Annotated in this window: 13 protein-coding genes; 2 read left to right on the top strand and 11 right to left on the bottom strand. The window is 37.6% G+C overall.

The window, feature by feature from the left end; genetic code table 11:
• Positions 1-360 precede the first annotated feature (360 nt).
• Positions 361-1236, top strand: a complete 876-nt coding sequence (locus QMO11_RS02280; protein ID WP_282035847.1) for a radical SAM protein — start codon at positions 361-363, stop codon at positions 1234-1236.
• 350 nt (positions 1237-1586) lie between these two features.
• Here the strand turns inward: QMO11_RS02280 and QMO11_RS02275 are convergent, their stop codons facing one another.
• Positions 1587-3179, bottom strand: coding sequence for a sulfatase-like hydrolase/transferase (locus QMO11_RS02275; RefSeq protein ID WP_282035846.1), 1593 nt, complete (start codon positions 3177-3179; stop codon positions 1587-1589).
• A 464-nt stretch (positions 3180-3643) separates the two neighbouring features.
• Here QMO11_RS02275 and QMO11_RS02270 point away from each other — a divergent pair, with 464 nt between their 5' ends.
• A complete protein-coding gene (locus QMO11_RS02270) occupies positions 3644-5800 on the top strand; it encodes a prolyl oligopeptidase family serine peptidase (protein WP_282035845.1) in 2157 nt (718 codons plus the stop codon).
• 120 nt (positions 5801-5920) lie between these two features.
• Here the strand turns inward: QMO11_RS02270 and QMO11_RS02265 are convergent, their stop codons facing one another.
• The 10 genes from QMO11_RS02265 to QMO11_RS02220 form a co-directional block, all read right to left on the bottom strand.
• Positions 5921-7408: a UxaA family hydrolase gene (locus QMO11_RS02265; protein WP_282035844.1), complete on the bottom strand. Its 1488-nt coding sequence runs from the start codon at positions 7406-7408 to the stop codon at positions 5921-5923.
• A 286-nt stretch (positions 7409-7694) separates the two neighbouring features.
• Entirely contained in the window at positions 7695-9128 is a 1434-nt protein-coding gene (locus QMO11_RS02260) for a tagaturonate reductase (RefSeq protein WP_282035843.1), read from the bottom strand.
• 315 nt (positions 9129-9443) lie between these two features.
• Positions 9444-10973, bottom strand: coding sequence for an alpha-L-fucosidase (locus QMO11_RS02255; protein ID WP_282035842.1), 1530 nt, complete (start codon positions 10971-10973; stop codon positions 9444-9446).
• 123 nt (positions 10974-11096) lie between these two features.
• On the bottom strand, positions 11097-12959 hold the full coding sequence (locus QMO11_RS02250; RefSeq protein ID WP_282035841.1) for a sulfatase family protein: 1863 nt from the start codon (positions 12957-12959) through the stop codon (positions 11097-11099).
• Positions 12960-12996: 37 nt separating this feature from the next.
• A complete protein-coding gene (locus QMO11_RS02245) occupies positions 12997-14835 on the bottom strand; it encodes a sulfatase-like hydrolase/transferase (protein WP_282035840.1) in 1839 nt (612 codons plus the stop codon).
• A 76-nt stretch (positions 14836-14911) separates the two neighbouring features.
• Positions 14912-16414 (bottom strand): alpha-L-fucosidase, encoded by a 1503-nt coding sequence (locus QMO11_RS02240; protein WP_282035839.1) that lies wholly within the window; start codon positions 16412-16414, stop codon positions 14912-14914.
• Between the two features lie 128 nt (positions 16415-16542).
• Positions 16543-19116 (bottom strand): glycoside hydrolase family 2 protein, encoded by a 2574-nt coding sequence (locus QMO11_RS02235; protein WP_282035838.1) that lies wholly within the window; start codon positions 19114-19116, stop codon positions 16543-16545.
• Positions 19116-20390: a glycoside hydrolase family 117 protein gene (locus QMO11_RS02230; RefSeq protein ID WP_282035837.1), complete on the bottom strand. Its 1275-nt coding sequence runs from the start codon at positions 20388-20390 to the stop codon at positions 19116-19118. The genes QMO11_RS02235 and QMO11_RS02230 overlap by 1 nt, the downstream gene beginning before the upstream one ends.
• A gap of 35 nt (positions 20391-20425) precedes the next feature.
• Positions 20426-23263 carry a glycoside hydrolase family 2 protein gene (locus QMO11_RS02225; protein ID WP_282035836.1) on the bottom strand — a complete coding sequence of 946 codons (2838 nt, stop codon included), beginning with the start codon at positions 23261-23263 and terminating at the stop codon, positions 20426-20428.
• 63 nt (positions 23264-23326) lie between these two features.
• Positions 23327-26167 carry a glycoside hydrolase family 2 protein gene (locus QMO11_RS02220; protein ID WP_282035835.1) on the bottom strand — a complete coding sequence of 947 codons (2841 nt, stop codon included), beginning with the start codon at positions 26165-26167 and terminating at the stop codon, positions 23327-23329.
• Between the last annotated feature and the right edge of the window lie 75 nt (positions 26168-26242).

Genomic DNA, 26242 nt, shown 5'->3' with positions numbered 1-26242 from the left:
ATAGTTCTTAATACAAAACTATTCACAAACGTAACAAATAATAAGAAAAAACTGCAAGCTATAATTAGATAATAAATATGCCTAAACTTACCTGTGAAGTAAGCTATTTTTCTAAGGGAATAATCATGTTATTCCAAGTTCAATTAAAGGATACAAACCTTTAAGTTTAGGACAAAAAGGTAATTAAACTTATAAAATGACTCGATTAGATTACCGGGACCATATTATAACCACTATAAATACAATACATACCAACAATATCACAACACCCATAACTAACTTGTACTGTATCTTTGTATCGTAAATAAATCATGATGATTACGATAGGTTTTTGAATACTAAAATTTAAAACATAAAGAAATGAACTACACAGGACCAGTTTACAGACCACCCTACGAGGCTAACACCTTATTATTAGAAGTAACAGTGGGTTGTGCACATAACGAATGTACATTCTGCACCATGTATCGCGATGTTAGGTTTTCTGTGGCTAAAACCGAGCAGATAGAACAAGATTTGCAGGAAGCACAAAAGCTATATCCTAATGTGCAGCGTGTATTTTTAGTGAATGGTGATGCCTTTGTTTTATCGGGAAGACGCTTAAAAAACATTGCTGAAATGATACACAAGTATCTGCCAGAGGTTAAAATTATTACCATGTATGCTTCCATTAATAATATAATGGGGAAATCGGATGATGAATTGGCCGAGCTTAAGGAACTTGGGATTGGCGATTTATGGATTGGCGCAGAAACGGGCTTAGGTGATGCGCTGGATTATTTAAATAAAGGCGCGTCATTGGCTGATACCGAAGAGCAATTGGGCCGATTGAATAAGGCTGGAATTAGTTTCTTTTATGGCTTTATGTTTGGTGCTGCTGGCAAAGGTAGAGGTATTGAAAATGCTGAAGCAAATGCCCGATTAATTAATAAGTATAAGCCTATTGGTATTGTGCCTACTTCGTTAAATGTTAATGAGGGAACGCAGCTTGAGGCTGATGTGAATAAGGGTAGCTTTGAAATGGCTACTGAACGCGAGGTGCTTGAGGAGCAAAAAAAATTAATTGAATTGGTTGAGGTAGATACTTATTACATGGGGATTCATGTTATTAATACGGTTAGTTTTGATTCGCAGTTACCGAAGGACAAACAGGCTTCGATTGATAGAATTAATTATGTACTAAGTGATAAAAGTGCAAGCGAATTGGATAGTGTACCAGTGAGGCATACGATTTAATGCTGCATAGCAAATACAACTAATAATCATCCGGATTTGGTAATGCTGAATCCGGATTTTTTTTACTTACTATTTGAGGGGGGAGATAAACCTAGTTGTTTATGCCAATGCGCCCCTGATAGTAATGGTAGCCCTTTGTTGGTTTGCTTTAGTGGGACTTATGGCACGGATGCGACCGCAGGAAGCACACGTAGCCATTAGTACTACTTAAGTAAAACAATAAAGGCTAGAATGGATAGCAGGTTAAGGCGCCCAAATTATGGCTACTTAAATTCTCCTAAACCAAACCTTGTTGCGTTTAAGTTGGTTATATCAAAAACATCATCAAATAATTGATAATGCATTTGGTATTAGTTATTGATGATATCGTTCCATAGGTCTTTTTTGCCGTGTTGTGGTGGTGGAAAGGTAGACGACTCCTGTTTCCAGATGCTTTTTAATTGCTTGGCTTTCTTTTTCTCTGATTCGATTTTGTTATCGCGCTCCTGAGGGTCGTTTTTAATATTGTACATTTCGTAATAAGCAGGTCGTCCATCGGGATATTCTTTATAGAGATGCTCAACCGTTTCGCCTACGTAACGCCACAAATACCCTTCTTTAATTACCACAGAGGCAAAGGTTGCGCGCTTGCGGGTTTCGTTAAATTGGTGGAAGCTATGACTGCACATAAAACCCCATGCCCAAGAATGGATACCGGAGCATACGTAATGATTGCGGACTGGCTTTTTTGAGGTTCCTGATAAATAAGGGGTCAAATCCTTTCCGTCGATATCTTCTGGAATATCGACTCCTGCTGCTGACAATACAGTGGGGATGATATCAATGGTGGATACCAAATTTTTCTCTTCGTGAGCCTTGGGGATTCCCTTGGGCCATGAGATAAACATAGGCACGCGGATACCGCCCAATAGATACATTCCTTTGTGACCGCGGTAGGGCGCATTGCCCGGCAGTGGAGAATCCCAACCTACTGAACCGCCATTATCAGATGTGAAAATAATGATGGTATTGTCATCGATATTATGCTGTTGAAGGAAGGTTTTTACGCGCTTTATATTCTGATCGACACCATAGATGTGGGCATAAAAGTTATTGAGTAGGTAGGAATCGGAGTTGAACTGCTTAAAATAATTATCGGGTGCCTTGGGGTTTAGGGGAGCATGCACGGCGTGTAGGTGCAGCTGCACATAAAATGGTTTATCGCCCTCTATACTTTGCTGCATAAATTCTAGCGCCTTATCGGTAAACAGGTCGGTGTTATACTTGGGGTTTTTCTCTAATTTTTTATATCCTTCCCAAACATTATCAGCGTTATAAAAGGGACTATCGTACATGTTATATCCGTAATAGTAATCGAAACCGTGTTGATAGGGATGATCGTTTTTATGGGTAGATCCGCGATATTGTTTGCGGTAGTTGGGATCTTGACGGCCTACATGCCATTTACCAATATGGGCTGTGGCATAACCGCTATCTTTTAGGTTTTGTACAAGTAAGGCGCCTTTATTGGGGCCACGTGCTTCGCAATCGGTATTGGTATAAATACCTAGTTTATTGGGCATAGTTCCGGTTGCAATGGCAATACGCGATGGCGCACATAGGTTAGATGCTGCATAGGCATTGCTGAAAATAACGCCCTCGCTGGCCATTTTATCAATGGTTGGTGTGGCCCTACGCGCAAACTCAATGGCTTGCTGTGGTGTATAGCTGTTTTTTGTTTTATAGCGTTCGGCGGTATACTCAACAAAAAGCGGATCTAAATCGGCTTCGGTGATGCCCTGACTCATATAGCCTGTTTGTGAAAAGCCTAAATCGTCGAGCAAAACAAATACAACATTGGGTTTCTGCGGCTCCTGGGCCTGAATGAAACCACATGTTATAATAAGCGATAGCATAATTAATATGCGTTTGCTAAAATTAATTTGATGAAGTAATATTTGCATAGTAACTGTATTTAAATTGTAGTTGATTTATAGATTAATAACCGTTTTGATTATGCTAATATATACGAAGTGAATGTATGCCTAGGGGCACTGATTTATTAAAAAGGGTGTGTAATTGAAAGCAATGTAACAGAGGTATAGGTATTGTCTAGTTTTTTACTGAACAAGAGAAGGGAGGGATAATTATTAATGGTTAATTATAAATTGTTAATGTAATTTACAACTTGCTTTGAGATGGAGTTGTTAGGGTGATGTTATGCCAGATTGCTCATGGGCGAATTGTTTCAAATTCATTTTAAACCATTTAGTAAATAGGAATGCAAACAACAACGAAATTCAAATACGAACACAGTTTAAATTGGCTGCTATTTAACATTTAAATAACACTTTACTCTAACATAAATTTTTTCTAGTTTTGTATTTTTACTATCTCAATTCTTGATTAATTTAAGATCCTATTTTACATGAAATTACTTACCTATTGCCTAATTACATTAAGCCTATGCGCTAATATCAATGCCCAAAAAACCTATCAATATCCTAAAGCTTTTAAGGATAGCTCGGTAGTAAATACCTATTTTGGTGATGAAGTGGCAGATCCGTATCAATGGATGGAAAACCCCAATGATTTACATATTAATGCTTGGCTTGAAGAGCAAGATAAACTAGCAAAAAAAGTCCAAAGTCAACAAACTAACGCAAGGTACCTCGATAGACAAATACAATCTATTCTATTTGATGGTCAAACTATTGAGAAGAATAAAAAAAGTAAAAAGGATACCACTTATCAATTTACACTTGAAACTATACAATTAAATAAATCTCCGAATCTGAGGTACAAAAAAGGCGATATGGGAACCTACAAAACCCTAATGCGCGGCAAAGACTATGTTAGCAACAAAGATGACAATATATTGTACCGTGATATGCTAGTTAATAAAGCCAATACAATTGTTGCCATAACCACTAGTATAAATGGCGATGACTGGGTAACGGTATACTTTTTCGACTTAAAAACGGGTAAACGCTTAGCTGACGAACTACACCACTTGAGGTCGGGATCTACCCTATATTGGGGCAAATCAGGATTATATTATGATGCCTTTAACAAGCCAAAAGAAGGACAAGAGCATCTTGACTTAGCAACTGGGCAAAAGCTATTTCACCACACAATGGGTACTTCGCAATCTAGTGACCCAGTACTATTTATCAATCCTGATAAAAATGACCAAAATAATTTTTCTTTCTCAGGCATTAGTGATAGACTATTTATTAAACGATACCAATATGTAAACAATAAAATTTTTCAAAGCCATGCCTTTGCCAACGACAGCATTGAGAACTTTTCAATAAAGGATTTCATTATATTTCCAAATAAAAATAATACACTGGTAAGTATAGAAGAAGTAATTGGTGATACAGTTTTACTTAAAACGAATATTGAAGCTCCTAACTGGCGCATTATGAAAGCCAATATTAATACACTCAACGATGTTAAAGAAATTATACCTGAATACGATGTTACTCTAAAGAATGTAAATTATCTAAAAAGTAATAGGCTAGCTTGCACCTATATAAAAAATGCAGAGTCATTTGTAATGATCTTTGATTTAAGTGGTCAACTCCTGAAAAAGATGGATTTTCCTGTGGGTAAAACAGTAAACTTTATATCTAATGAAGATGAAGAAAACCCGAAATATGCCAAATACATAGTAAGTTCATTTTATCATCCTCCTCTTACATTTAAGATATCGTTAGAAATGCTTAAAACAGAGGCAGAAGAAACACTGTTTTTACCGTATAACGTTAACCGAATTGAAACGCGATATGTACTTTATAAATCAAAAGATGGTACTGAGATACCAATGTATATTACCTGTTTAAAAAACACAAAATTAAATGGTAAGAATCCAACTCTGATATATGGTTATGGCGGATACGGTACCACTATTTCTCCTAGGTATGATGCCTGGAAAACTGCTTGGATTATAAATGGAGGAATTCTTGCTGTACCAAACATTAGAGGTGGTGGTGCATTAGGTTCTGATTGGGCACTGCAAGGACGTGGGGTAAACAAACAAAATACAATAGACGACTTTATTGCTTCTGCTGAGTATTTAAGTTCTGAGGGATATACGAATGCTAGCAAAATAGCAATTAATGGTAAATCACATGGAGGCTTGCTGGTTGCAGCTGCATTTACACAACGCCCCGATTTATTTAAAGCTGTGGTAGCAGAGGCTGGCCCTTATGATATGTTGCGCTGTTCTAAATTTACAGTAGGGCAGGCTAGCACTAATTTAATTGAATTTGGTAATGTAACTGATTCATTAGAGTATAAAGCTCTGTCAAACTACTCACCACTGCATCAAATTAAAGAAGATACTGTTTACCCAAATGTATTACTTATTACTGGCGACTCCGATGATAGGGTTCCTCCATTACACTCCTACAAATTTTTAGCTACTCTTCAGGAAAAGGGTTCGCCTAAATCACAATACGTAATGTACCGTACCCATGGAGCCGGCCATAATGGTGGATTAACATACACCGACAGAAATATTACCCAACTACTTAAATATTGTTTTTTATATAAACAACTGAATCTAAGGTATTATTAATCGGATAAAAAAATCCCCACGCAGAGGGCATACCTGCTGTGGGGATTCATATAGTCAAGTCTTTCGGGGAAAGCCTTGATTTTTTTTTGAAGTTATTTAAAACTCTTATATGCTGTAAGATTAAAGGGTAACACCACTTTTAAAAATAGCCAACTCCTTTGAGTGAGTCAATTCATGTTTTAGCTTCTTGCCATTGGCTATTTCTGTAATAAAATCAATAAACTCGCTTAACAAAGCATCCTTTGAAGTGCTATCAATTAACTGACCAGCATCAAAATCCATCCAATTGGTTTTTCTATTATACAAAGCAGAGTTACTGGCAATTTTCATGGTAGGCACAAAGCTACCAAACGGAGTGCCTCGTCCTGTGGTAAACAATACCATCTGGCACGAAGCCATACCTAAAGCAGAACTCGATACCAAGTCGTTGCCTGGTGACCATAATAAGTTTAAACCATGTTCTTTTATCTGCTCGCCATAATCTAACACATCCACCACTAAAGATGAACCACCCTTTTGTACATTTCCCAAAGATTTTTCTTCAAGAGTAGTAATACCTCCATCTTTATTTCCGGGTGATGGATTTTCGTAAATCACCTGATTATTATTTCTGAAATAATCTTTAAAACCGTTTATTAAACCAACTGTTTTTTCAAAAACCGAACGATTTTTGGCTCTATTCATCAATGTGGTTTCGGCACCAAACATTTCGGGCACTTCGGTTAAAACCGTGCTACCGCCTTGCTGTACCAACCAATCAGAAAAAGCACCCAATAGCGGATTAGCTGTAATACCTGAAAAGGCATCGCTACCACCACATTTTAAACCAATGCTAAGTTGTGACATAGGCACCTCTACTCTACTATCTTTTTTCATGTTTAAACAAAGCTGCTTGGCCAATTCAAAACCGGCCTCAACTTCATCTTCAACTTCCTGAGCCACTAAAAACTTCACACGGTCTTCGTCAAACTCGCCCATGGCTTCTTTTAGGGCACTAATCTGATTATTTTCGCAACCCAAGCCCATCACTAACACTCCACCGGCATTGGGATGTTTGATGGCAGCCGCCAAAGCTTTACGCGTATTTTCATGATCGCCCCCAAGCTGCGAACAACCATACTGATGGTTTAGCACCAGCAAATCATCCATAAACGAAGTATCCATATCGGCCTTTAGCATCTCAATAATTTGCTTAGCCTGTCCATTAACACAACCTACGGTAGGAACAATCCAAAACTCGTTTCTAATACCAACCTTACCTAACTTACGTTGATATCCCATAAACGTAGCGTTTGCTTTTTTAGCTTCTGCTTTAAATTCAAGGGGCTCATATACGTATGTCAGGTTATCCGACAAAAGCGTACTTAGATTATGCGAATGCACATGCTCGCCTTGTTTTATTGCTTTTGATGCCCCTCCGATTGGAGCGCCATACTTGCTTACTAAACCACCTTTGGCAATAGCTTCCGTTGCTATTTTATGTCCGAAAGGAATGGTTTCGGCAATGGTAATTTTAGTGTTATTTACTTCAATTACATCGCCACTGTTCATGGCCTTTAGTGCCACTACAACATTATCTTTTGACTGTATTTTTAATATATCTGACACTTGATTAATTTTTAATGAGTAACTATTCAGGATGATTTTTACGGCATGGCGTCATTGGTAAGAACGAAGCAATCTTAAGGCATTTTTACTTTTGCATCTCGCCTTGAGATGGCCACGTACCTCACCATGACGAGGCGCTTAGGTATTATTTGCTTATTAGTTATACTAATATTAATCAAACGTTAAAACCCTTGTATTCATAATGCTTCATACTAAATAGTTACATTAATTGTTTATAATTAATTTAGTTTTTAGGCCGTTCACCGAGGCGCAAACAGACGACTGACTAGCTACAAACTTGCAATACGTGCTGCATTCCTTTTTCTGTAATTAGCGTAAAAAATGTTGCCACTTTATCCGATAATCCGCCTATTTGGTTTAAGTCCTCGCCCCAAATTTCAGTATTGGACAAAATGCTTTTTACCTGCTCTGCTATTGATGTATCCGAAGTCCAAACTTGATTTATCTGCGTAAGCAATTCAGGCGTATCGTTTGCTTTAAAACCGATTTTATTTTCGGGATGATACAAAGCTAATAAAGCTGCTAGTGATAAGGATAGGCGCTCAGGTAACTCCGTAGTTTTAGACTGATAATCCTTTAACGAAGGTAAATCACGTGTTACCCATTTCGATAAAGAATTCAGCGAAATATCCTTTAAATAATGTTTGATATAGGGATTGAAAAAGCGATCTAATATTTCAGCGGCAAAAGCTTTTAACTCCTCTGTATCACCTTCAATGTTTGGTAAAACTTCAGCGTCAACCATACCACGTATAAAGGCCTCAACATCCGCCTCGGCGAAAGCCTCTTTTACGGTTTCGTGCCCTGCTAATAAACCCACAGGAACCAATGCGGTATGTGCGCCATTAAGCACACGTACTTTTTTGTCTCTAAAGGTTTTCATATCGCTGACCCACTCCACATGCAAGCCTGCTTTATGTAATGGAAATTTCTCCATTACCGTTGGATTGGCATCAATAGCCCAAAGGTGATAATACTCGGCAGTTACCAACATATTATCTTCAAAACCAATCTCCGCCTGCAGCTCCTTAATGGTATCTTTAGGGAAACCGGTTACAATACGATCGACCAAAGAATTACAGAAATGACAAGCACTATTAATCCATGATACAAACGCTGCATCTAAATTATTTTGCGCTGCCAACTCCAACACTATCTCCTTAAGTGTAGTAGCATTGTTTTCAATCAACTCGCAACAAATAAAAGTTAGTCCTTTGGCTGTGTCACCATTGTACTTTTTAAAACGCTCAAGCAATAAAGCACATACTTTACCCGGGAACGATTGTGGAGGCGTAGCATAAATATCCTCGTTCTGAACTCTACTGATACCGGCCTCGGTGGTGTTGGAAATTACAAACTCTAAATCCTCGCTTAAAAAGTAGTTTTTATATTGTTCGTATTCGTTGTAAGGATTAACAGCATCTACAATACAATCTACACAATCAATTTCGCGAACCGGCTTACCCTCTTTGATTCCCTCAAGTACCACGTGGTACAAATTATCTTGTGCTTTTAGCATCGGAACCATTCCGTTTGCCAATGGCTGAACAAGCACCACACCCTTATTTAGATTATTTGAGTGATTGGCTTTGTTTATCATCCAATCAACAAAGGCTCGTAAAAAATTCCCCTCGCCAAACTGTAATACTTTAACAGGATAATTGGGTTTTGTTATTTCTGATTTGTTTATATTTTTCATAATTCCTTGATTTAATATCAATATCAGTTTGATTAACAATTCGTATTGGCCCTTATGCCCAAACCTGCCTAACGACAGGTAAGCCCGACTTACTTTATAATTTACATCCTCCCTTGAGATTGCTTCCTTCGTCGCAATGACGAGGCGCACATTTTATATTCGTGTAGAACACGATATTGCGTCATCGCGAGGAACGCGGCGATCTAAAGGCATTTTTTTTAGATGTTAAACTGTTAGATAAAAGACTTATTTACACGACGTAAAAATCTATTGTCTTTTGTCTCTTATCTATTGTCTAAAATCTCTTATCTAAAACTATTCTAACTCCAATTTTAATACTGTGGCAATTGGGTTGTATTCCACTTCGGGCATATTAATTTGTAGGGTTTGTGGTGTTAATTTCCATTTTACTTGAGCATTTGATCCAATCAGCTTAATATCCTTAATTGGCGAAGGAGGCTGGTTACGGTGAAATCCTCCTATTGCTCTCATATTAATACGTTTTCCACCTTCGGGCACACCTAAAAAGAAAACATACATCGATTTTTTATCTTTGGCAACGGTATAACGAACATCGTTTGCTGTATACTTAATTTTAGCCGACTGACCATCATGCGAGGCATCTGAAGCATTGGCTGTACCGTAACCGAAGATATGAAACGGACGCGTACCATAGACTGCTTCGCCATGCACATTCATCCAGTCACCAATATCTTTTAAAATATCGCGTTGCTCCTGATTTATTACACCATCGGCACGAGGCGAAATGTTTAACAATACTGTTCCGTTTTTACTCCACACATCAATCATGTTACGCACCACAAGGGCAGCTTCTTTATAAGGCTCTCCTTCAACATACATCCATCGCTTGTTCGAAAGCGTTACGTCAGTCATCCATGGCAATGGATAAATATCTCTACGTCCACCTTGCTCCATATCGTCAACACCATACTCCCACGGAATATCTTGATGCTTGCTACAAACCACAACTTCTTGCTTGTTTTTCAACCCACTATTGAAATGATAAGCTACCATTTCGTTAATTTTTTCTTCAGGAATCATGTTCAACCACGAGTCGTACCAAAGGATATCTGGTTGGTATTTATCAACCACTTCCACAACCTGATCTAACCAATATTGGTTAAAATCTTCTATATTTTCCCAATTTCCGAACAGCTTACGAAGCTTGGGATCGGTTGTTGCTGTTGGTAAATCAGGATGATAAGGGTAATGACTATTAAAACCATTTTTTAGCCAATATTCTGGCGTATTTGCATTACGCTGTCCGTTACGGGCATGATGCAAGGTGGCGATTGTTTTTATATCACGTTTTCGAAGAGCAGCAAATAACTCGCCAGTAATATCTCGTTTTGGTCCCATATCTAAACAGTTCCATGGATTAACATCACTATCCCACATAGCAAAACCATCGTGGTGTTGTGCAATAGGTCCTGCAAATTTAGCACCTGTCATTTTAAATAAATCAGCCCACTCTTCAGCATCAAAATGCTCGCCCTTAAACATTGGAATGAAATCTTCGTACCCAAACTCTTCTATTGGCCCAAAATTCTTCTCGTGAAATTGATTTACCTTACTTCCTTTTATGTACATATTGGCAGGGTACCATGCCGATCCGTATGCAGGAACGCTATACGGTCCCCAATGAAAATACATTCCTAATTTAGCATCCTGAAACCATTCTGGAGCTGCTTCGTGCTGGCTCAAAGACTCAAATATTGGCTGATACTCTTTTACCTCATCCGATGCTGAATTTGTATTGCTAGTGGTACATGCATATGATAAAAACAGAACCGCAGCAGATGAAATTATTGTTTTAATTTTCATATTTTCAATATTAGTTTCAAGATTCAAGACACAAAACTGTTTTACAAACCTTAGTTAATCATTGCCTTGTGTATTTAAAACTTAATCGTGATGTTTATAAATTCTTAAAATATAGACTACAACTTACAGACTAAGAAATTCGATTCGTCTCTGTATCCACTTTTCTTTATTCTTATCGCCACCTCCCGTTTTCAGCAAGGCCTCGGCATTCAACACAAATTCTAAGTCTGAATCCAATGTTTTTAATAAAGTAGCTGAATTGAGTATCAATAAAATTTCAAGTGGATTTTGATTATTGCTTAAAAGAGTCTCGAAAATTTTAACAGGGTTTTGCTCTCCTATTAAAGCAAGGTATTCCGCAGCCCTTAGTTTTACTAAAACTTCAGAATCGTTTTTTACGATTTGTTTTGCTTCAGGTATAAATTCTTTTGCTTCTTCGCCAAAAGAGCTACATACAATTAAAGCCCAATAACGTTTCCACGGATTAGTTGAAACCAAGGCCTTTTTTATATCTGATTTTACCTCATTAAAAGGCTTCAACTCTAAATCAGCAATAGCCATTAATTCCGCAATTTCTTTATGATGATCTAGTCCGAATTGAACTGGATTTTCCAAAGCCTCTTTCTCTAAATAAGCTTCAGGATAAAAACTCAAATCATTTATGGATAAGAACTGCTGGCTTAAACCCTTTCTCATCTTTGCTAAGGTTTTAGCATAAGCTGGATCTGCTGCTAAGTTTACCGTTTCGTGCGGATCAGCTTCTATATCGTACAAAGCTTCAGGAGCACGCTTCTCGAAAAATGCGGATTGGATGGCATTTAGTTTATTGGCATCATATAAGGATCTCCATTCTTTATAGCCCACTTGTTGGTATCTATAATCATTATACAAACCATCAATATTAAATGGCTGATAACTGCGCATATACTTATACTTTCCTTTGCGATAGCTACGCACCAAATCGTACTTTTCATCAAACCTATCGGCATGACCGTAAGTTTCTTCTCTTTTATTGAGTTTACTTAGCTTCACTCCTTCGCCTAAAAATGGAATTCCATCCATCTGTTTTGGTACCTCTATACCCGCTAAATTTAAGATTGTTGGTGCAAAATCAACAAAACTCACGAAACCATCAATTCTCTCTCCTGCTTGAGCAGGAAAAAGATGTTTCCATTTTTCAGGGATATAAACCACAAAAGGAACTTGCAAACCGCTTTCGTAGATATATCCCTTTGAACGCGGCAAAGTACCACCATGATCTCCATAATAAAATATGATGGTATTATCCATTAAGTCATCTTCTTCTAACTGCTGAATTAAAGCTCCAATACGCTTGTCATCATCGCGATGCTTATCGTAATAATGTGCATACGATTTACGGAATGCTGGCGTATTTGGGTGGTAAGGATATATTTTCACTGAGTTAGGGCGTGTAATAAGTGTAGCTTCATCTCTATTATCTAAGAGTTTGTGCATTCTACTTTCGTGCGTATCCTGTAAGCTCCACACCTGCAAAAATGGCTGTCCTGGTTTTCTATTTCTAAACGATGCTTGTTTTGAACAGGCATCCCAAATGCCATTCACATCAACATCAAAATTGTAATCGGTTTTGGCACAGTTAGCGGTGTAGTAACCGGCCTCTTTAAAATACTCAGGATAAGTTTTTAATCCATTAGGCATAGGAACTGCAAAGGCATGGCGGTGAAACTGACTGCCAACCCTTGGCCCATAGCAACCCGTTAACAAAGTACTACGCGCCACCGAACAAACAGCTCCGTTTGAAAAGGCATTGTTAAAAACCAGTCCATGATCAGCCAACTTCTCAACATTGGGCATCGGCACGCCATTTTCAGCATCGTACAAACGTAACCATCGAGCAGAATTATCTTCGGTGGTTATCCAAACAATATTTGGTTTTTCTTGTGCAGATATACCTTCAATAATTAAAAGAAATACTACAAATAAAATGACTGCTTTTTTAATCATAATGAACTCGTCTTTAAACATAATCCTGAGCTTGATATTACTTAATCTTTAACTTGTAATCGTGAGCACCTGGTGCATAATTACTATGGTAAGTATCGGTACCGCTGCCCCATTTCTCCCAATTGACTTCAACTCGGTTGTCGCCTAAAACAATAGACATGAGTTTCTCTTTCATAACCATTGCTATTTTTTCGTATTCCTTATTGTAAGCCAAGTTATTTAACTCTTTCGGATCATTAGGCATGTAATACAACGCTGCATCTAATTGCTCGTAATCAGCATTTCGTGCCCAATTTATATTCTCTCCGCGTACTTTATTTGGTCGGGTTTGCATTGAAAATACATAATCTTTTGTGCGAATATAGGCCCTTGGCCCAGTTGCGGCGTGGCTTTCGCCAATAATATAATCTCTAACAGGAGCACTTCCATCGGCAATTTTTGCCATATCCATACCATCTAAATAACTATATTTCTCATCCTTTATATTGGCACCACCTGCAGATAATATAGTTGGTGCTATATCTACAAACTCAGTATAATTACGCACCACCTTACCTGCAGGGTATTTCTTTTTATCCGATGAAACTACAACTATTGGATTGTGCGTATCCACATCCCAAGGTGTACATTTTGAAACCGCCCCATGGTCGTTCAACTTCCAACCGTGATCTCCGTTTACATAAACAATCATCCAAGGCTGCTTTTTGTCTTCGCTATACTTTATAAAAGCATCAACTGATTGTCCAACTAACGCATCACCATAAGCACAAAAGGCATAATAATCTTGAATCATTTTTTGTTTTTCTTCATCTGTATAATGATCAGATGCCGCATGATTACGGTACCTTTTAATTTGCTTCGGCATTTTTTCTAGCTCCTTCTCATCAAACTCAGGCACCTTATAGGTATGCTTTTGAAAACGCTCTCTGTAGTCGGCAGGTGGAATTACGGGCGTATGTGGAAAATCATAACCTATGTGGGCAAACAAAGGTTTTGAAGGATCAATGCCATTAACCGTTTGCGAACCTATAGAAAACTTCTCCTCGGTATTATTGAGGTAATCAACTAGAGTTGAGGTGTAATACCCATCGCGCGTTTTACCTGCTGGTTGCGAACTTACCCCTGAAAGTATCATACCCTTATCTAGGTATTTTCCTTTCTTTGGAGTGTGATGACGCAATAAATCGTATTTTTTTATTACCTCTTCACTCATCCCTTTAAATTCGGGCTTTTGTTTTTCAAGCTCCAATGAATTGTATTCAAACTTACCATCAGGAGTAACAAAAAACACCAAATTTTGAATAGGTTTCTCTAACTTTTCTCCTTCAAATTCTCTGAACCAATCTTTACCCCAATCTGTAAAGCCATCTTTGGCCATTGTTTTAAAGCTGATATCGTTCTGATAAATAGGATGCGGTTTTGTTTTTCCATCTTTAATTGTTTTTATACGTACCCCCAATTTTCCAACATGGAAAGTCTGATATCCCATACTAGCCATCTGTTCTGGTAATGTTGGCTTACAGTGTTCTGCATTGTTATTGTGGTACTCAAACTCATAAACTCCTGATCGGAATGGATAGCGGCCATAATGCATAGCGGCACGCGATGGTGCACAAACAGCAGAGTGGCAATAGGAATTAATGAAAGTAGTTCCCATCTCTGTTAAGCGGTCGATATTTGGGGACTCAACATAACCTAGTTCGCTCATTTCGCGATTATGCAGCATTTTATTAAATGCACGTATGGCATCGTAACGGTGGTCATCGGTTACAATCCAAAGCACATTGGGCTGCTGTTGGGCATAAGCGGCATTCTTAAATAGTAGTAGGCTTAGGCTAATTAAAAAGACAATTTTTATATCTGTTGTTTTTTTCATATCTAGAAAATTAGAATCTATTACACTGAAAGCAAACTAATTTCAGTGTGTGTATTATTGAAGGTTAATTAACTATTTAATTTATTCTAAACACATAAGCATTTTCGCATGGCTTCGTATCTGGTAAGTGAATCTCTAAAGAGAGTTGCTTACGTTCAAACTTGATTTCGCCCTTATGACCGATTAACTCAATCTTCTTTATTTCATCACTAAAAGAAGCTGCACCTAGGGCTTTAATAGGTAAAATACCTGACTCTGGCCAGCCTAATGCAATAGCATATAATTGTCCATCGCGAGTAGTAAAGCGAATATCTTGATCAGAGAAACCATCAAATTTTTGATCGGCTAAATGACCCGTTTTAGTCTCCGTAGGCCCCTCGCCATATATGGTCCAAGGCCTACTTTCGTAAATAGCTTCACCGTTTAGTTTAAGCCATTTACCCATTTCGCGTAAACGTTGTTGCTGCTCTTCTGGAATGAAACCATCAGGATGCGGTGCCACATTAAGAAGCAAACAGCCATTTTTACTTACAATATCTACTAAATCATGAATTAATCGATCGGTTGTATAACACTCTAAGTCAGAAGTAAAACTCCACGAATCTCTTGATATTGAATTATCAGTAAGCCAAGGCTCTGGATAAATATCTGGCATACGCGAACGTTCCAAATCAACAGTTCCTGTACCCAAAGGAAAATCGGGGCGCTTATAGGTTAATACAAATTCCTGATCGTTTTTTGCAGCATGATTATAAGCATAAGCCATCATCTCTTGGCGTACTCCTTCTGAAAGTATTTGAATACGATTATCGAACCATAATAAATCTGGCGAGTAGCCATCCACTACCTCTTTTACTTTTTCGAGCCAAACACGTTCAAAATTATCACTAGGTCTTGGATCTACAGTATAATAACCTTTGGCACCTTTAACTCTCCATGCCGATTCGGGTAGTTTTTCTCCGTAAAGAGAGCCTTCATCTGCATTGTAACAATCTGTTCCTTCCATCCAGGTTGGGAACCAACCCCATAACCAAGAGTGGTGCATACTCACTACATATTTCATTCCTCGCTTACGGATTGCTTTGGCCATCTCAGCCACCACATCGCGCTTTGGGCCCATATCAACAGAATTCCAAGGGTTAACTTTAGAATCCCACATTGAAAATCCATCGGCATGCTCACCTGCAGGACCTGCAAACTGTGCACCTGCCTCTACAAATAAATCGGCCCATTCATCAGCATTAAACTTTTCCGCTTTGAACATCGGAACAAAATCCTCGTATCCAAACTCTTCAGCAGAACCATAGTTTTTTTTATGGAACTTATAATTTTTATGCCAGCTGTTATACATATTACGACCATACCAATCGCTATGACCCTCAGCCTTAGGCACAGAATAAACACCCCAATGGGTATAAATACCGAATTTAGCATCTTGAAACCATGTTGGACACTCGTACTGTTGCAGAGATTCCCAAGTTGGTTCAAAGTGTTTTACTGATTTTTTATTTGATGGCTGTTGGCAGGATAGCAACACTAGCATAAAAAGCCCCATCGTAACCTTAAAGTAAGTATTCATAATAAATTGATTATTTAATTAACTAAATTAAAGAGCGTGTATTCTCTTACTTAAAACTCTCTCAAAATTAGTGATTCAACCAATTTAAGATAGGAGTTAAACGCTCTTTGATTACGACGGTATTTCAATTATTCAAACTCTTTTACTCTGGGCATTAACTCATCTGCCTGCTTTACACCCCTGGTTCCGTTTAAACCTTCAAAGTATCTGAAATAATTGTGCGGGCCATATTTCTCTTTCTTATCAATCGCCTCTTGTCCTATCTCTCTTAATCGAGGTAAATCAACTTTCTCATCGCCAACTAACAACAAGTAGTCGTTTACAGAAACTACCTCTCCTGATTTATCACGCATCTCTAACTCTACATGAAATTGGTCTCCTAAATTCCCTGGAACTTTGCAGTTAACCGTAGCATACTCTTTAGAGCTATCTGGGCCAATATTTCCAAGCTTAATGCTTTCTCTACTTACTTCTTTCTTCTTATCATCTAAGAACACCACATCAACGGTACATCCTTTAACTTCTTTGTAGAAATCATTCACAACCCAAATTTTACCTTCTAATTGCTCTCCTGGCAACCATCTTCTTCTATCGTGCTGAAGCGAAACCAATAAAGGTTGGAAAGCATTCTTTACATAGTTGTACGAAATTTTAGGTTGTTGATAGTAATCAACAATACCCCATTTCATATCTGGTGCAAAAGTGATGTAGTGACAAATACAAATGGCACTCGACTTTGGCTTTCTTCTTCGGTAATACTCAATACCGTACTGAAAAATAACTCCTTGTGCTATTTGAGTGGCATCCACAAACTCCTGCATACTGCCCGTTGCTTGTGAACCTACTATTTCGAAATTAAGAGTACGAAATGTGTCGAAATCCGTCCAGTGATGTCCCCAACTTGGTCCGGGAGGCCATAGCTCATCTTCAGGAATAAACTTCTTAATACTCTCAACATTTGGGCATGATGAAATAGCTAATTCGGCCACAGCAGCATAATCTTGTCCATTAAAAAATTGCTCTGTATTTCTTCTACCTTCGCTATAAAACAAACCGTTGGCATGAATACTCTCTTTAGATTTGAAACCTAATTTTTTACCAATATGATCACTTAAGGGTGAAACTGGCACATAATGTAAATTTGAGTATGGCCTAACTACTTCGCCCAACTCTTTCATTAAATTAAGGTTGTGCACTGGATCTGAAGCTGTCATTAAAATTTCTTCGCCTCCCTCTAAAATCACCATACAAGGATTGTTACGCAGGTCTTTTACTACAGAGATAGCCTCAGAGAAAATAGCCTCTTTAAACTCTTCTGATTTTGGTAAAGATAAACTTGCAATAGGCAGAATATCTTGCCAAACGGTAATACCCTCGCGATTACACAACTCATAGAAATAAGGTATTTCAGTAGGATGCCACCCGAAAATTCGGAGGTTATTCATGTTACCTGCTTTAGCTAAGCGAACAAACTCTTCGTACTTCTCGTTAGATGCACGTCCGAAAAAGATATCCGGAGGTCCACCCCATGTTCCTGAACGCATAAAGTGACGTTTACCATTAATCATCACTGTCCAAGGATTTTCAACTTCATCCTTAGTATAACCGGGATTCATAGTCATTTCAATTTCACGAATACCAAATAATTTTGAATCGGCATGCAAAATATTGTCTTTACTTCCTTTTAAAGAAACCTTAGCTAGGTATAAATTTTGATCTCCCAAATCCCATGGATACCAAAGCTTCGCATCAGGCACACGTATATTTGTTTTAATTTCATTTATACCAGGAGCGAGTTTTTGCTTAATTGTAGCTGTGTATGATTTCGACTTGAAATTCTCCCCTTGGATATCAATTTCTATATCAACTATTTTTTCTGTTTTACCAGGATTTTCAACTTCAAGTTGGATATCTAAATCAGCAGAACTCTTTTTTCCTAACTTAGTTTGAACGTAAATGTCTTTTACTTTTGCATCTTCATAAGCTTCTAATTTAACCGGCTTCCAAATACCTGTGGGAACTAAATCCACCCAATAGTCACCATGCCATGCAGGTTTTCTTCCGGCCACCTGACTATATCTGCGCGGAGCAGGATGTAAACGAATGGTCAGTACATTTCTACCTCTACGCTTATGCTCAAAGCTAATTAAGTGCGTAATATCGAAAGACGCTGAGGTAAACATTCCCTCATGCGATCCTAAAAGTTCACCGTTGAGGAATACATCGTATGCATAGTCAACACCTTCTAAAGTAATCTCAACTTTTTTACCCTTCATTTCTTTGGGTACATTAAAAGTTCGCAGGTACCACCATTCGTATTCGTTTACCCATTTGGCTCTTGTACTATTTCTTCCGAAATGAGGATCATCAATGCGTCCTATTCGCCATAGATCGGTAAATACGTCTCCTGGCACATGAGCAGGTGCCCAATTTAAGGCATCACCCATATGATCGTAACTAATTTCAGGGATTTTTTCTTCGAGACCTCTACCCGGTAATGCACCTTGAATTTTCCAAAGGTGACCACTAAGGTCGTAAGTCAATGGATTATCGTTCTGTGTACCATAATCTGACTGCTCATCTTGCCTAAAATAATCGTTGGCTATATCTTTATCCTTTTGAGCTAAAGTAGGCTGGGAAATCAATAACACTGCCAGTAAGCTCATTATATAACTTATATAAGACTTTATTTTATATTTCATTATTTCTGATTTTTAAGCTCCCTGGTTTGCTGTTGAATACGTTTTTTTTGCTTTCCGTTTAAACGGTGCTTATAAAGGTATTCTGGAGTATAATTGTAATAGTGATCTTTCATATCCTGATCATCTACATCTTGACTTAAATCACAATCGAAACGTACTAATATGGTATGTCTCCAATTTCCGCCAGCATTAATAACATGGGATATTCCCCAAGTGATACCTCTACCGTCTTTTGTATCAGTAAATGCATCTGGCACAAATGGACCTGCAGCCACTGGTAACATTTCGGTGATAGAGGCAATTTCAAAATTCACCCAATCTTTGGCATACTGAATGGTATTGTGCTCTTGTCCATCGCGCTGTATAATTGCTGCAACACCCTCTTTAAATGGAAATAAGGTAGTTTCGTGCCCTGAATTAATAACCGGATTTAATGGATGCTTTACAAAAGGGCCCAATGGATCTTCAGCAATGGCTAAACCTTGCATACGAATTTTTGAAGGCTTAAACTCTTCTCGCTTATCGAAATCTCCTTTATAATACAAGTAGATTTTACCATCGTGCACCAATGGATAAGGATCGTGAATAGAATATTGATCCCATGAACCTTCTGGCCCGTTAGGAATAACAATTTTTCCTGTGTGATGCCATGGTCCGTCAGGCGAATCGGCCCAAGCTACTGAAACCGGACAGAAATCGCCACGCAAACCGCTGGCTTCCATAAATGCCTGAAAATACAAATAAAATTTTCCATTGAATTTTAAGATATCGGTGGTGGTTACTGAACGCCAGCCAGGTTGTGGTTTTGGCGGACGAGGCACAGCAATACCTTGCTCCTCCCATGTAAAACCATCTTCAGAAGTTGCATACCAGATATCTGATAAATCCCAATCGGCAGAAGGAATAACATCTGTAGCTTCTTTAGCGCGTGACATCCCAACTGGTTTAACCGGAGACTTACGACCTGTGTAGTACACATAGTATTTTCCGTTCTCAAAAATTACTTTTGATGGATCGCGACGCGTTATAGTTCCATCACCCCCATTATAATCAAATCCATCAAGCTTGGTATACTTAAATTGAGTGTATAGTTCAGAAGCCTCTGGACGAATGTGCTCGTAAGCCTCATAATTACGCTCAACGGCAGCACTTAATGGACGATTAGGTTTTTCATCGGGTATAAAAAATGGGAATTCCTCAGTGTTCTGGGTCTGTTTTAAATTGCACGACAAGGCAAGCAATGCCACTGCCAATACATATAAGTTTTTATTCATGGTTTACGATATTATATAATAGAAAACTGTGTGGTTTAAAATTCAAATGTTAAATCAATTAATATAGGCTCGTCTACATTTCCGAAATAGTTTTTATCGCTTCCTTGAGGCCCTGAGTCTTCTGATTTCATAAACTTGGTTCCAATTCCTGGAATATTTTTCACAAAAGAAATGTCTCCCTTAGGAAATTCAGTTACAGTTGCTCCCTTGCCAGGATCTTCAGGTTGATCGGGTGTGAGCATTCTTAAAAAGGTAAGATCTGAATGGCAATAAACCGTAAAACCATTGTTGTTGTTTCCATTTACTTTGGCCCAATTTAAGCTTGAGAAAAAACCTTTAAACTCAGGATATACAAAACCCGATTCTCCAGTTATGGTATTGTTATAATCATTCTCCCAAATATTAAACTGTGTACCTTTCATACGATTTCGCCACACACGGTAAGGCCCATCGCCCAACCATTTCATACCTTTAACTTCTTCCTCAGGAAAAGAGAAAGTTATACCCATAAAACCTTCTACTATTTTGTTATTTCTAAGCTCAACATTTAAATCTACTATCCCATTTGGATATACTGTCCACTTAAAGAAATCCTGAGTCATTTCGTTATTCTCTTTCCAATCCCAGTATTTTTTTCTTTCCTTAAAAAATCCAGTGATTTCCACTTTATCATTTAAGGTATTTACTTTTACATCCTTTAGGTCTGTTTTATTTCCCAACAGAATAGGGCCATCTTTTAAAGGTATTAAAACACCATTTTTAGTGACTGATTTAAGCAGTCCGGTTTTCTCTGAAAACTTAAATTCAACATCGCCAGCATTTACAATAATCAACTCATTTGATGTAGTTGCATTAATTTTTCCATCCTTACCATAAGTGATTTTATCGCTATTGATTTGTTGGGCTGTTTTAACAGGATAAGACCATGTGAAAATCTCCTTTCCATGTATATCTGTTGCCTTTAAATACAAAGCGTCAGCATTTTTCCAATTACTAGGTTTCTCAACATTAAAAACACCTTTTGCTCCCGGCTCAAGTTTTGGCAATTGCACTTTACTATCATTCAATACATTTACTTTGCTTGATCCATTGGGCCCGCCGTTAAAAGCAACCCACTGTGCAGTCATTTCACACTCATCAAGATTGGTGTAGTGATAACGATTTTCAACATTGAATATCCCCGAAAAGTCATTTCTGATATAACGCACTGGTATATGAATTGGCGACCAGACTTCTTTGATGGTAAAATAACTTCCTTCCTTTTCACCATAAGGTCCAACAATACCATCGGGAGCATGATTACCATCTAAATCGATTATCCCATCCTTATCAGTACGTACAACACCTTCATCGGCAAAATCCCATAAAAAGCCTCCAGCTGCCAAAGGCATATTCCACATTTGTTTCCAATAATCATCCAATCCTGCTCCATGCCCACCATCATATAATCCGTGCAGAAACTCGGTTGGAAAGTAGATTTTATCCTTAACAGGAGAATCAAAAGCAAACTTATAGTAATCGGGATAATGCATGGAATTCATTTTATTAAACGAATTCCAAGGATGAATTACTTCGCGCTGCTGAATATCCCATTTTGCGAACTGATCGTCTAACTTTAGATTCCATCCGGTTTCGTTGCCATTGGCCCAAATTACAATGGATGGATGATTTACATCGCGTACAATTAGTTCTTCAACTAGTTTTGTTCCCACCTCAGTATCGAGGTACGGTGTATGCCAGGTGCAAAGTTCATCTATTACAAATAGACCTAATGAATCGCAAACATCTAAAAAGTGAACATCTGGCGGATAATGAGACATACGAACAGCATTCATATTCATATCCTTAATCATATTAACGTGCTCAATACTTAACTCTTTCGAAGTTGTACGTCCAGACTCTGGGTGAAAACTATGACGATTCACACCCTTGAACTTGATTTTCTGATTGTTTACATAAATACCATCACTTTCTCTAATCTCTACTGTTCTGAATCCAATTCTATTGGTAACAGTGTGAAGGGTATTTCCTTTTTTATCGAGCAAACTCAACTGTAGTTGATACAAGTTTGGTTTCTCAGGATTCCAGGTAAGAATATTAGAAGCTTTTGTAGAAAGCCTCCATTTTCCGGCTTCCTTTTTAATATCTGAGATATTTAAATCTTGTACTTTTTTACCATGTACATCATTCAAAACTAATTTTGCATCAACAGCCTTTTTTGAAATTATAAAAATATCTGCTTGTATATTTCCATCAGCTTTGGCATCAACAGCAACACGCTCGATATGCTCTTTGGGAAATACCTGTAAATAAACCGAGCGGTAAATCCCCCCGAATATCCAAAAATCAGTATTACGCTCTGCTGAATTGATAGATGCATTTGACGACATCTTATCGACTTTAACTTCTAATAAATTATCCGCTCCGTATTTAATTAGTTTACTAATCGAATATTTAAACTCGTAAAATGCACCTTGATGAATTTCTCCAGCTAACTTCCCGTTAATTTTCACCTCACAATCGGTCATTACACCTTCGAATACTATTTTTACTTCTTTATTCTTCCAATCCGCAGGAACATTAAAGGTGTGTTTATAAAGTCCGTGTTCCTTATGATATTCTTTTGGAATTTTATAATCTCGACCATAGTTATAGTTCCCAAATCCTTGTAATTCCCAACAAGAAGGAACAGCTATCTTAGTCCATTCTCCACTTTGCCTTCCTTCAGAACAAAAGAAACTCCAGTCTACTGTATGGTCTTTTCCTGTTCCTGACAAGTACTTTATTTGGGTTGTATTTTGCGCAAATAACTCTCCTGTACTACCTAATAATAAAGCGGTAAGAATAAGAAAAGAAGAAAAAATATTTTTCATGATAATATCATTTTATTATGGCATGCGTATAATACAAGTGCCAAAGAATATGAGTTGCTGTTATTAGAATTCAAAAGTTAAATCAAGTACAATAGGCTCATCATCGTTACCGAAATAGTGCTCTTTATTTCCGTGTGGACCTGTTGATTCCGGATAATCAAACTTTGTACCCATACCAGATATGTTCATCAGAAAAGAGATATCTCCTTCGGGAAAATCAGGATGCGTTTTACCCTTTCTGTTTTCCTTAGGTTCCTGTGGTGTTAGCATTCGCAAATAAGTATGAGGCGTTTTACAGTATACAGTAAAGCCATTATCTCTATTTCCTTTTACTTTTGACCAGTAAAGACTTGAAAAGAATCCTTTAAACTCAGGGTATACAAAACCTGATTCGCCGGTAACTGTATTGTTGTAATCGTTTTCCCAAACTTGGAAACGAGTTCCTTTCATTCTATTTCGCCAAACGCGATAAGGGCCATCTCCTAACCATTTCATTCCTGCTACTTCCTCTTCCGGAAATGAGAATGTAATCCCTCTGAAACCTTTTAAATTTCTGAAGCCTTTAAGTTCTACCTTCAAATCCAATAAACCATTGGCATATATTGTCCATTTAATAATATCAGAACGTTTTTCTCTGATAGTAGACCAAGCAGGCATCCATTTCTTTTCCTCGAAAGTGACCAAAACCTCCGTTTTCCCGTCTAGCTCACTCACTTTTAAATCAATAACTCTATCTTTTTGATTTAAGATGATTGGCCCATTATTTAAAGGAATAACTTTGCTTCCTTTTTTTACTTCTAGCAACAAACCTGTTTCTTCAGAGAAACTATAAGTTATATTACTAGCTTCAACTTTTATTGTTTTATCGCTAGTTATTGTTTTAACAGTTCCTTTAGCTGTATAATCAATTTTTGGCGCACTTACTTGCTTTGGGGTAGACACAGGGTAAGACCATGTGAAAATTTCTTTTCCATTAGCGTCAGTAGCTATTAAATGTAAAGCATCAGCTGTAGTCCAATTTTGAGGTTTATCAACTGTAAATTTGCCTTTTGAAGATGGACTTAAATTTGGTAATTGAACCTTACTTTCAGCAATCACTTCAAAGTTATCCTTATCCTCTGGACCATTAAACTTGAGCCATTTGGCAGTCATCGCACATTTATCCAAATTGGTGTAGTGGTAACGGTTTTCTAATCTGAAAATACCATTAAAATCACTTTTAATAAATCGATCTTCGATATAGATAGGCGACCAAATTTCTTTAATAGTGAAATAACTGGCTTCTTTTTCGCCATAAGGACCTACAATACCATCTGCGGCTTTGTTTCCTTGTAAATCTATCTCGTTATTTCTATCGGTACGCTCAATACCTTCATCGGCAAAATCCCAAAGAAACCCTCCTGCACTTAAAGGTAAATTCCACATTATATTCCAGTAGTCATCTAAACCAGTACCATGTCCGCCATCGTATAAGCCATGCAAAAATTCTGTTGGAAATAGTATCTTCTCTTTTGTGTAAGAATCATTTATCAAAGAATGATAATGACTATAATGAATGGTATTCGTCTTTTTATAGATACTCCAAGGATGAATTACCTCTCTGTTTTGAATATCCCAAAGGGCATAATCATCATCTACTTCAGGATTCCAACCTTGCTCATTCCCGTTAGCCCAAAGTAAAATAGAAGGGTGATTCACATCACGAACTACTGTTTCTTTTACAATTTTACGAGCTACTTTAGTATCTAGCATCGGATTGTGCCAGGTACAAATTTCGTCAATAACAAAAAGCCCTAATGAATCACAAACTTCTAAAAAATGCTTTTCGGGCGGATAATGTGCCATACGAACTGCATTCATATTCATATCCAAAATTTGTTCTGCTTGCTCAATACTCCAAGCTTTTGAAGTGGTACGACCGGAAGATGGGTGAAAAGCATGACGGTTTACACCTTTAAATTTAATACGCTCACCATTTACATAAATACCGTCACCTTCAAGTATCTCAACAGTACGAAAACCAATATGTTGCTTAACTTGATGAAGCACATTGCCTTTTTTATTTAATAAATTAATTTGAAGACTATATAAGTTGGGTTCCTCAGCATTCCAAGTCAGAATGTTTGAAGCCTTAGCGCTTACATTCCATTTTTCATTGCCTTTAATAAGATTCTCAACTTTTAAATCTTGTACTTTTTTTCCTTTTAAATCGAATAGCGCCAAAGAAACATTACTAGCTGATGAAACATCAACAAATAAATCGGCTGATATATTTCCATTGGCCTTTGCATCAATTGCTACACGATCGATATTCTCTTTTGGTGACACTGCTAAATAAACAGGACGATAAATACCTCCGAAAATCCAAAAATCCGCATCACGCTCGGCATGGTTAATAGATTCGTTAGCTGACACTTTGCTCACTTTAACCTCTAATAAGTTATCGGCACCATACTTTAATAATTTACTAATAGTATAATTAAACTCGTAAAAAGCACCTTGGTGAATTTCGCCAGCAAGCTTACCGTTTACTTTAACCTCGGCATCAGTCATTACACCTTCAAAAACAATTTTAATACTCTTACCTTTCCAATCTTTCGGAACTGTAAATTTATGCTTGTACAAACCATATTCTTCAGCGCGATCATCTAAGGGGTCTTGACCGTAATTGTAGGCTCCAAAACCTTTTTGTTCCCAACAAGAAGGAACGCCTATGGTAGTCCACTCACCACTTTTTCGTCCATCAGAAACAAAGAACTCCCAATCTATAAGATTGTCTTTATCGGTACCTGACAGGTATTTTATTATGGTTTCATTATTATTTGTTGTTACCTGTGCATTTGCTGAAAACACAGAGCAAATGAAGCATACAATTATGGATAGAATAGAATAATACTTTTGCATGAGGTATATTTTATTTTAAAGTTCTTTAAATTACTGAAACAAAATTAGGGATACGATCACATTACATCAAATACT

Source organism: Saccharicrinis aurantiacus (genome assembly GCF_947489045.1).
Taxonomy (GTDB): domain Bacteria; phylum Bacteroidota; class Bacteroidia; order Bacteroidales; family Marinilabiliaceae; genus Saccharicrinis; species Saccharicrinis aurantiacus.
Note: the sequence above shows the minus strand (reverse complement) of the source record. Positions and strands in the feature narration are given on the sequence as shown.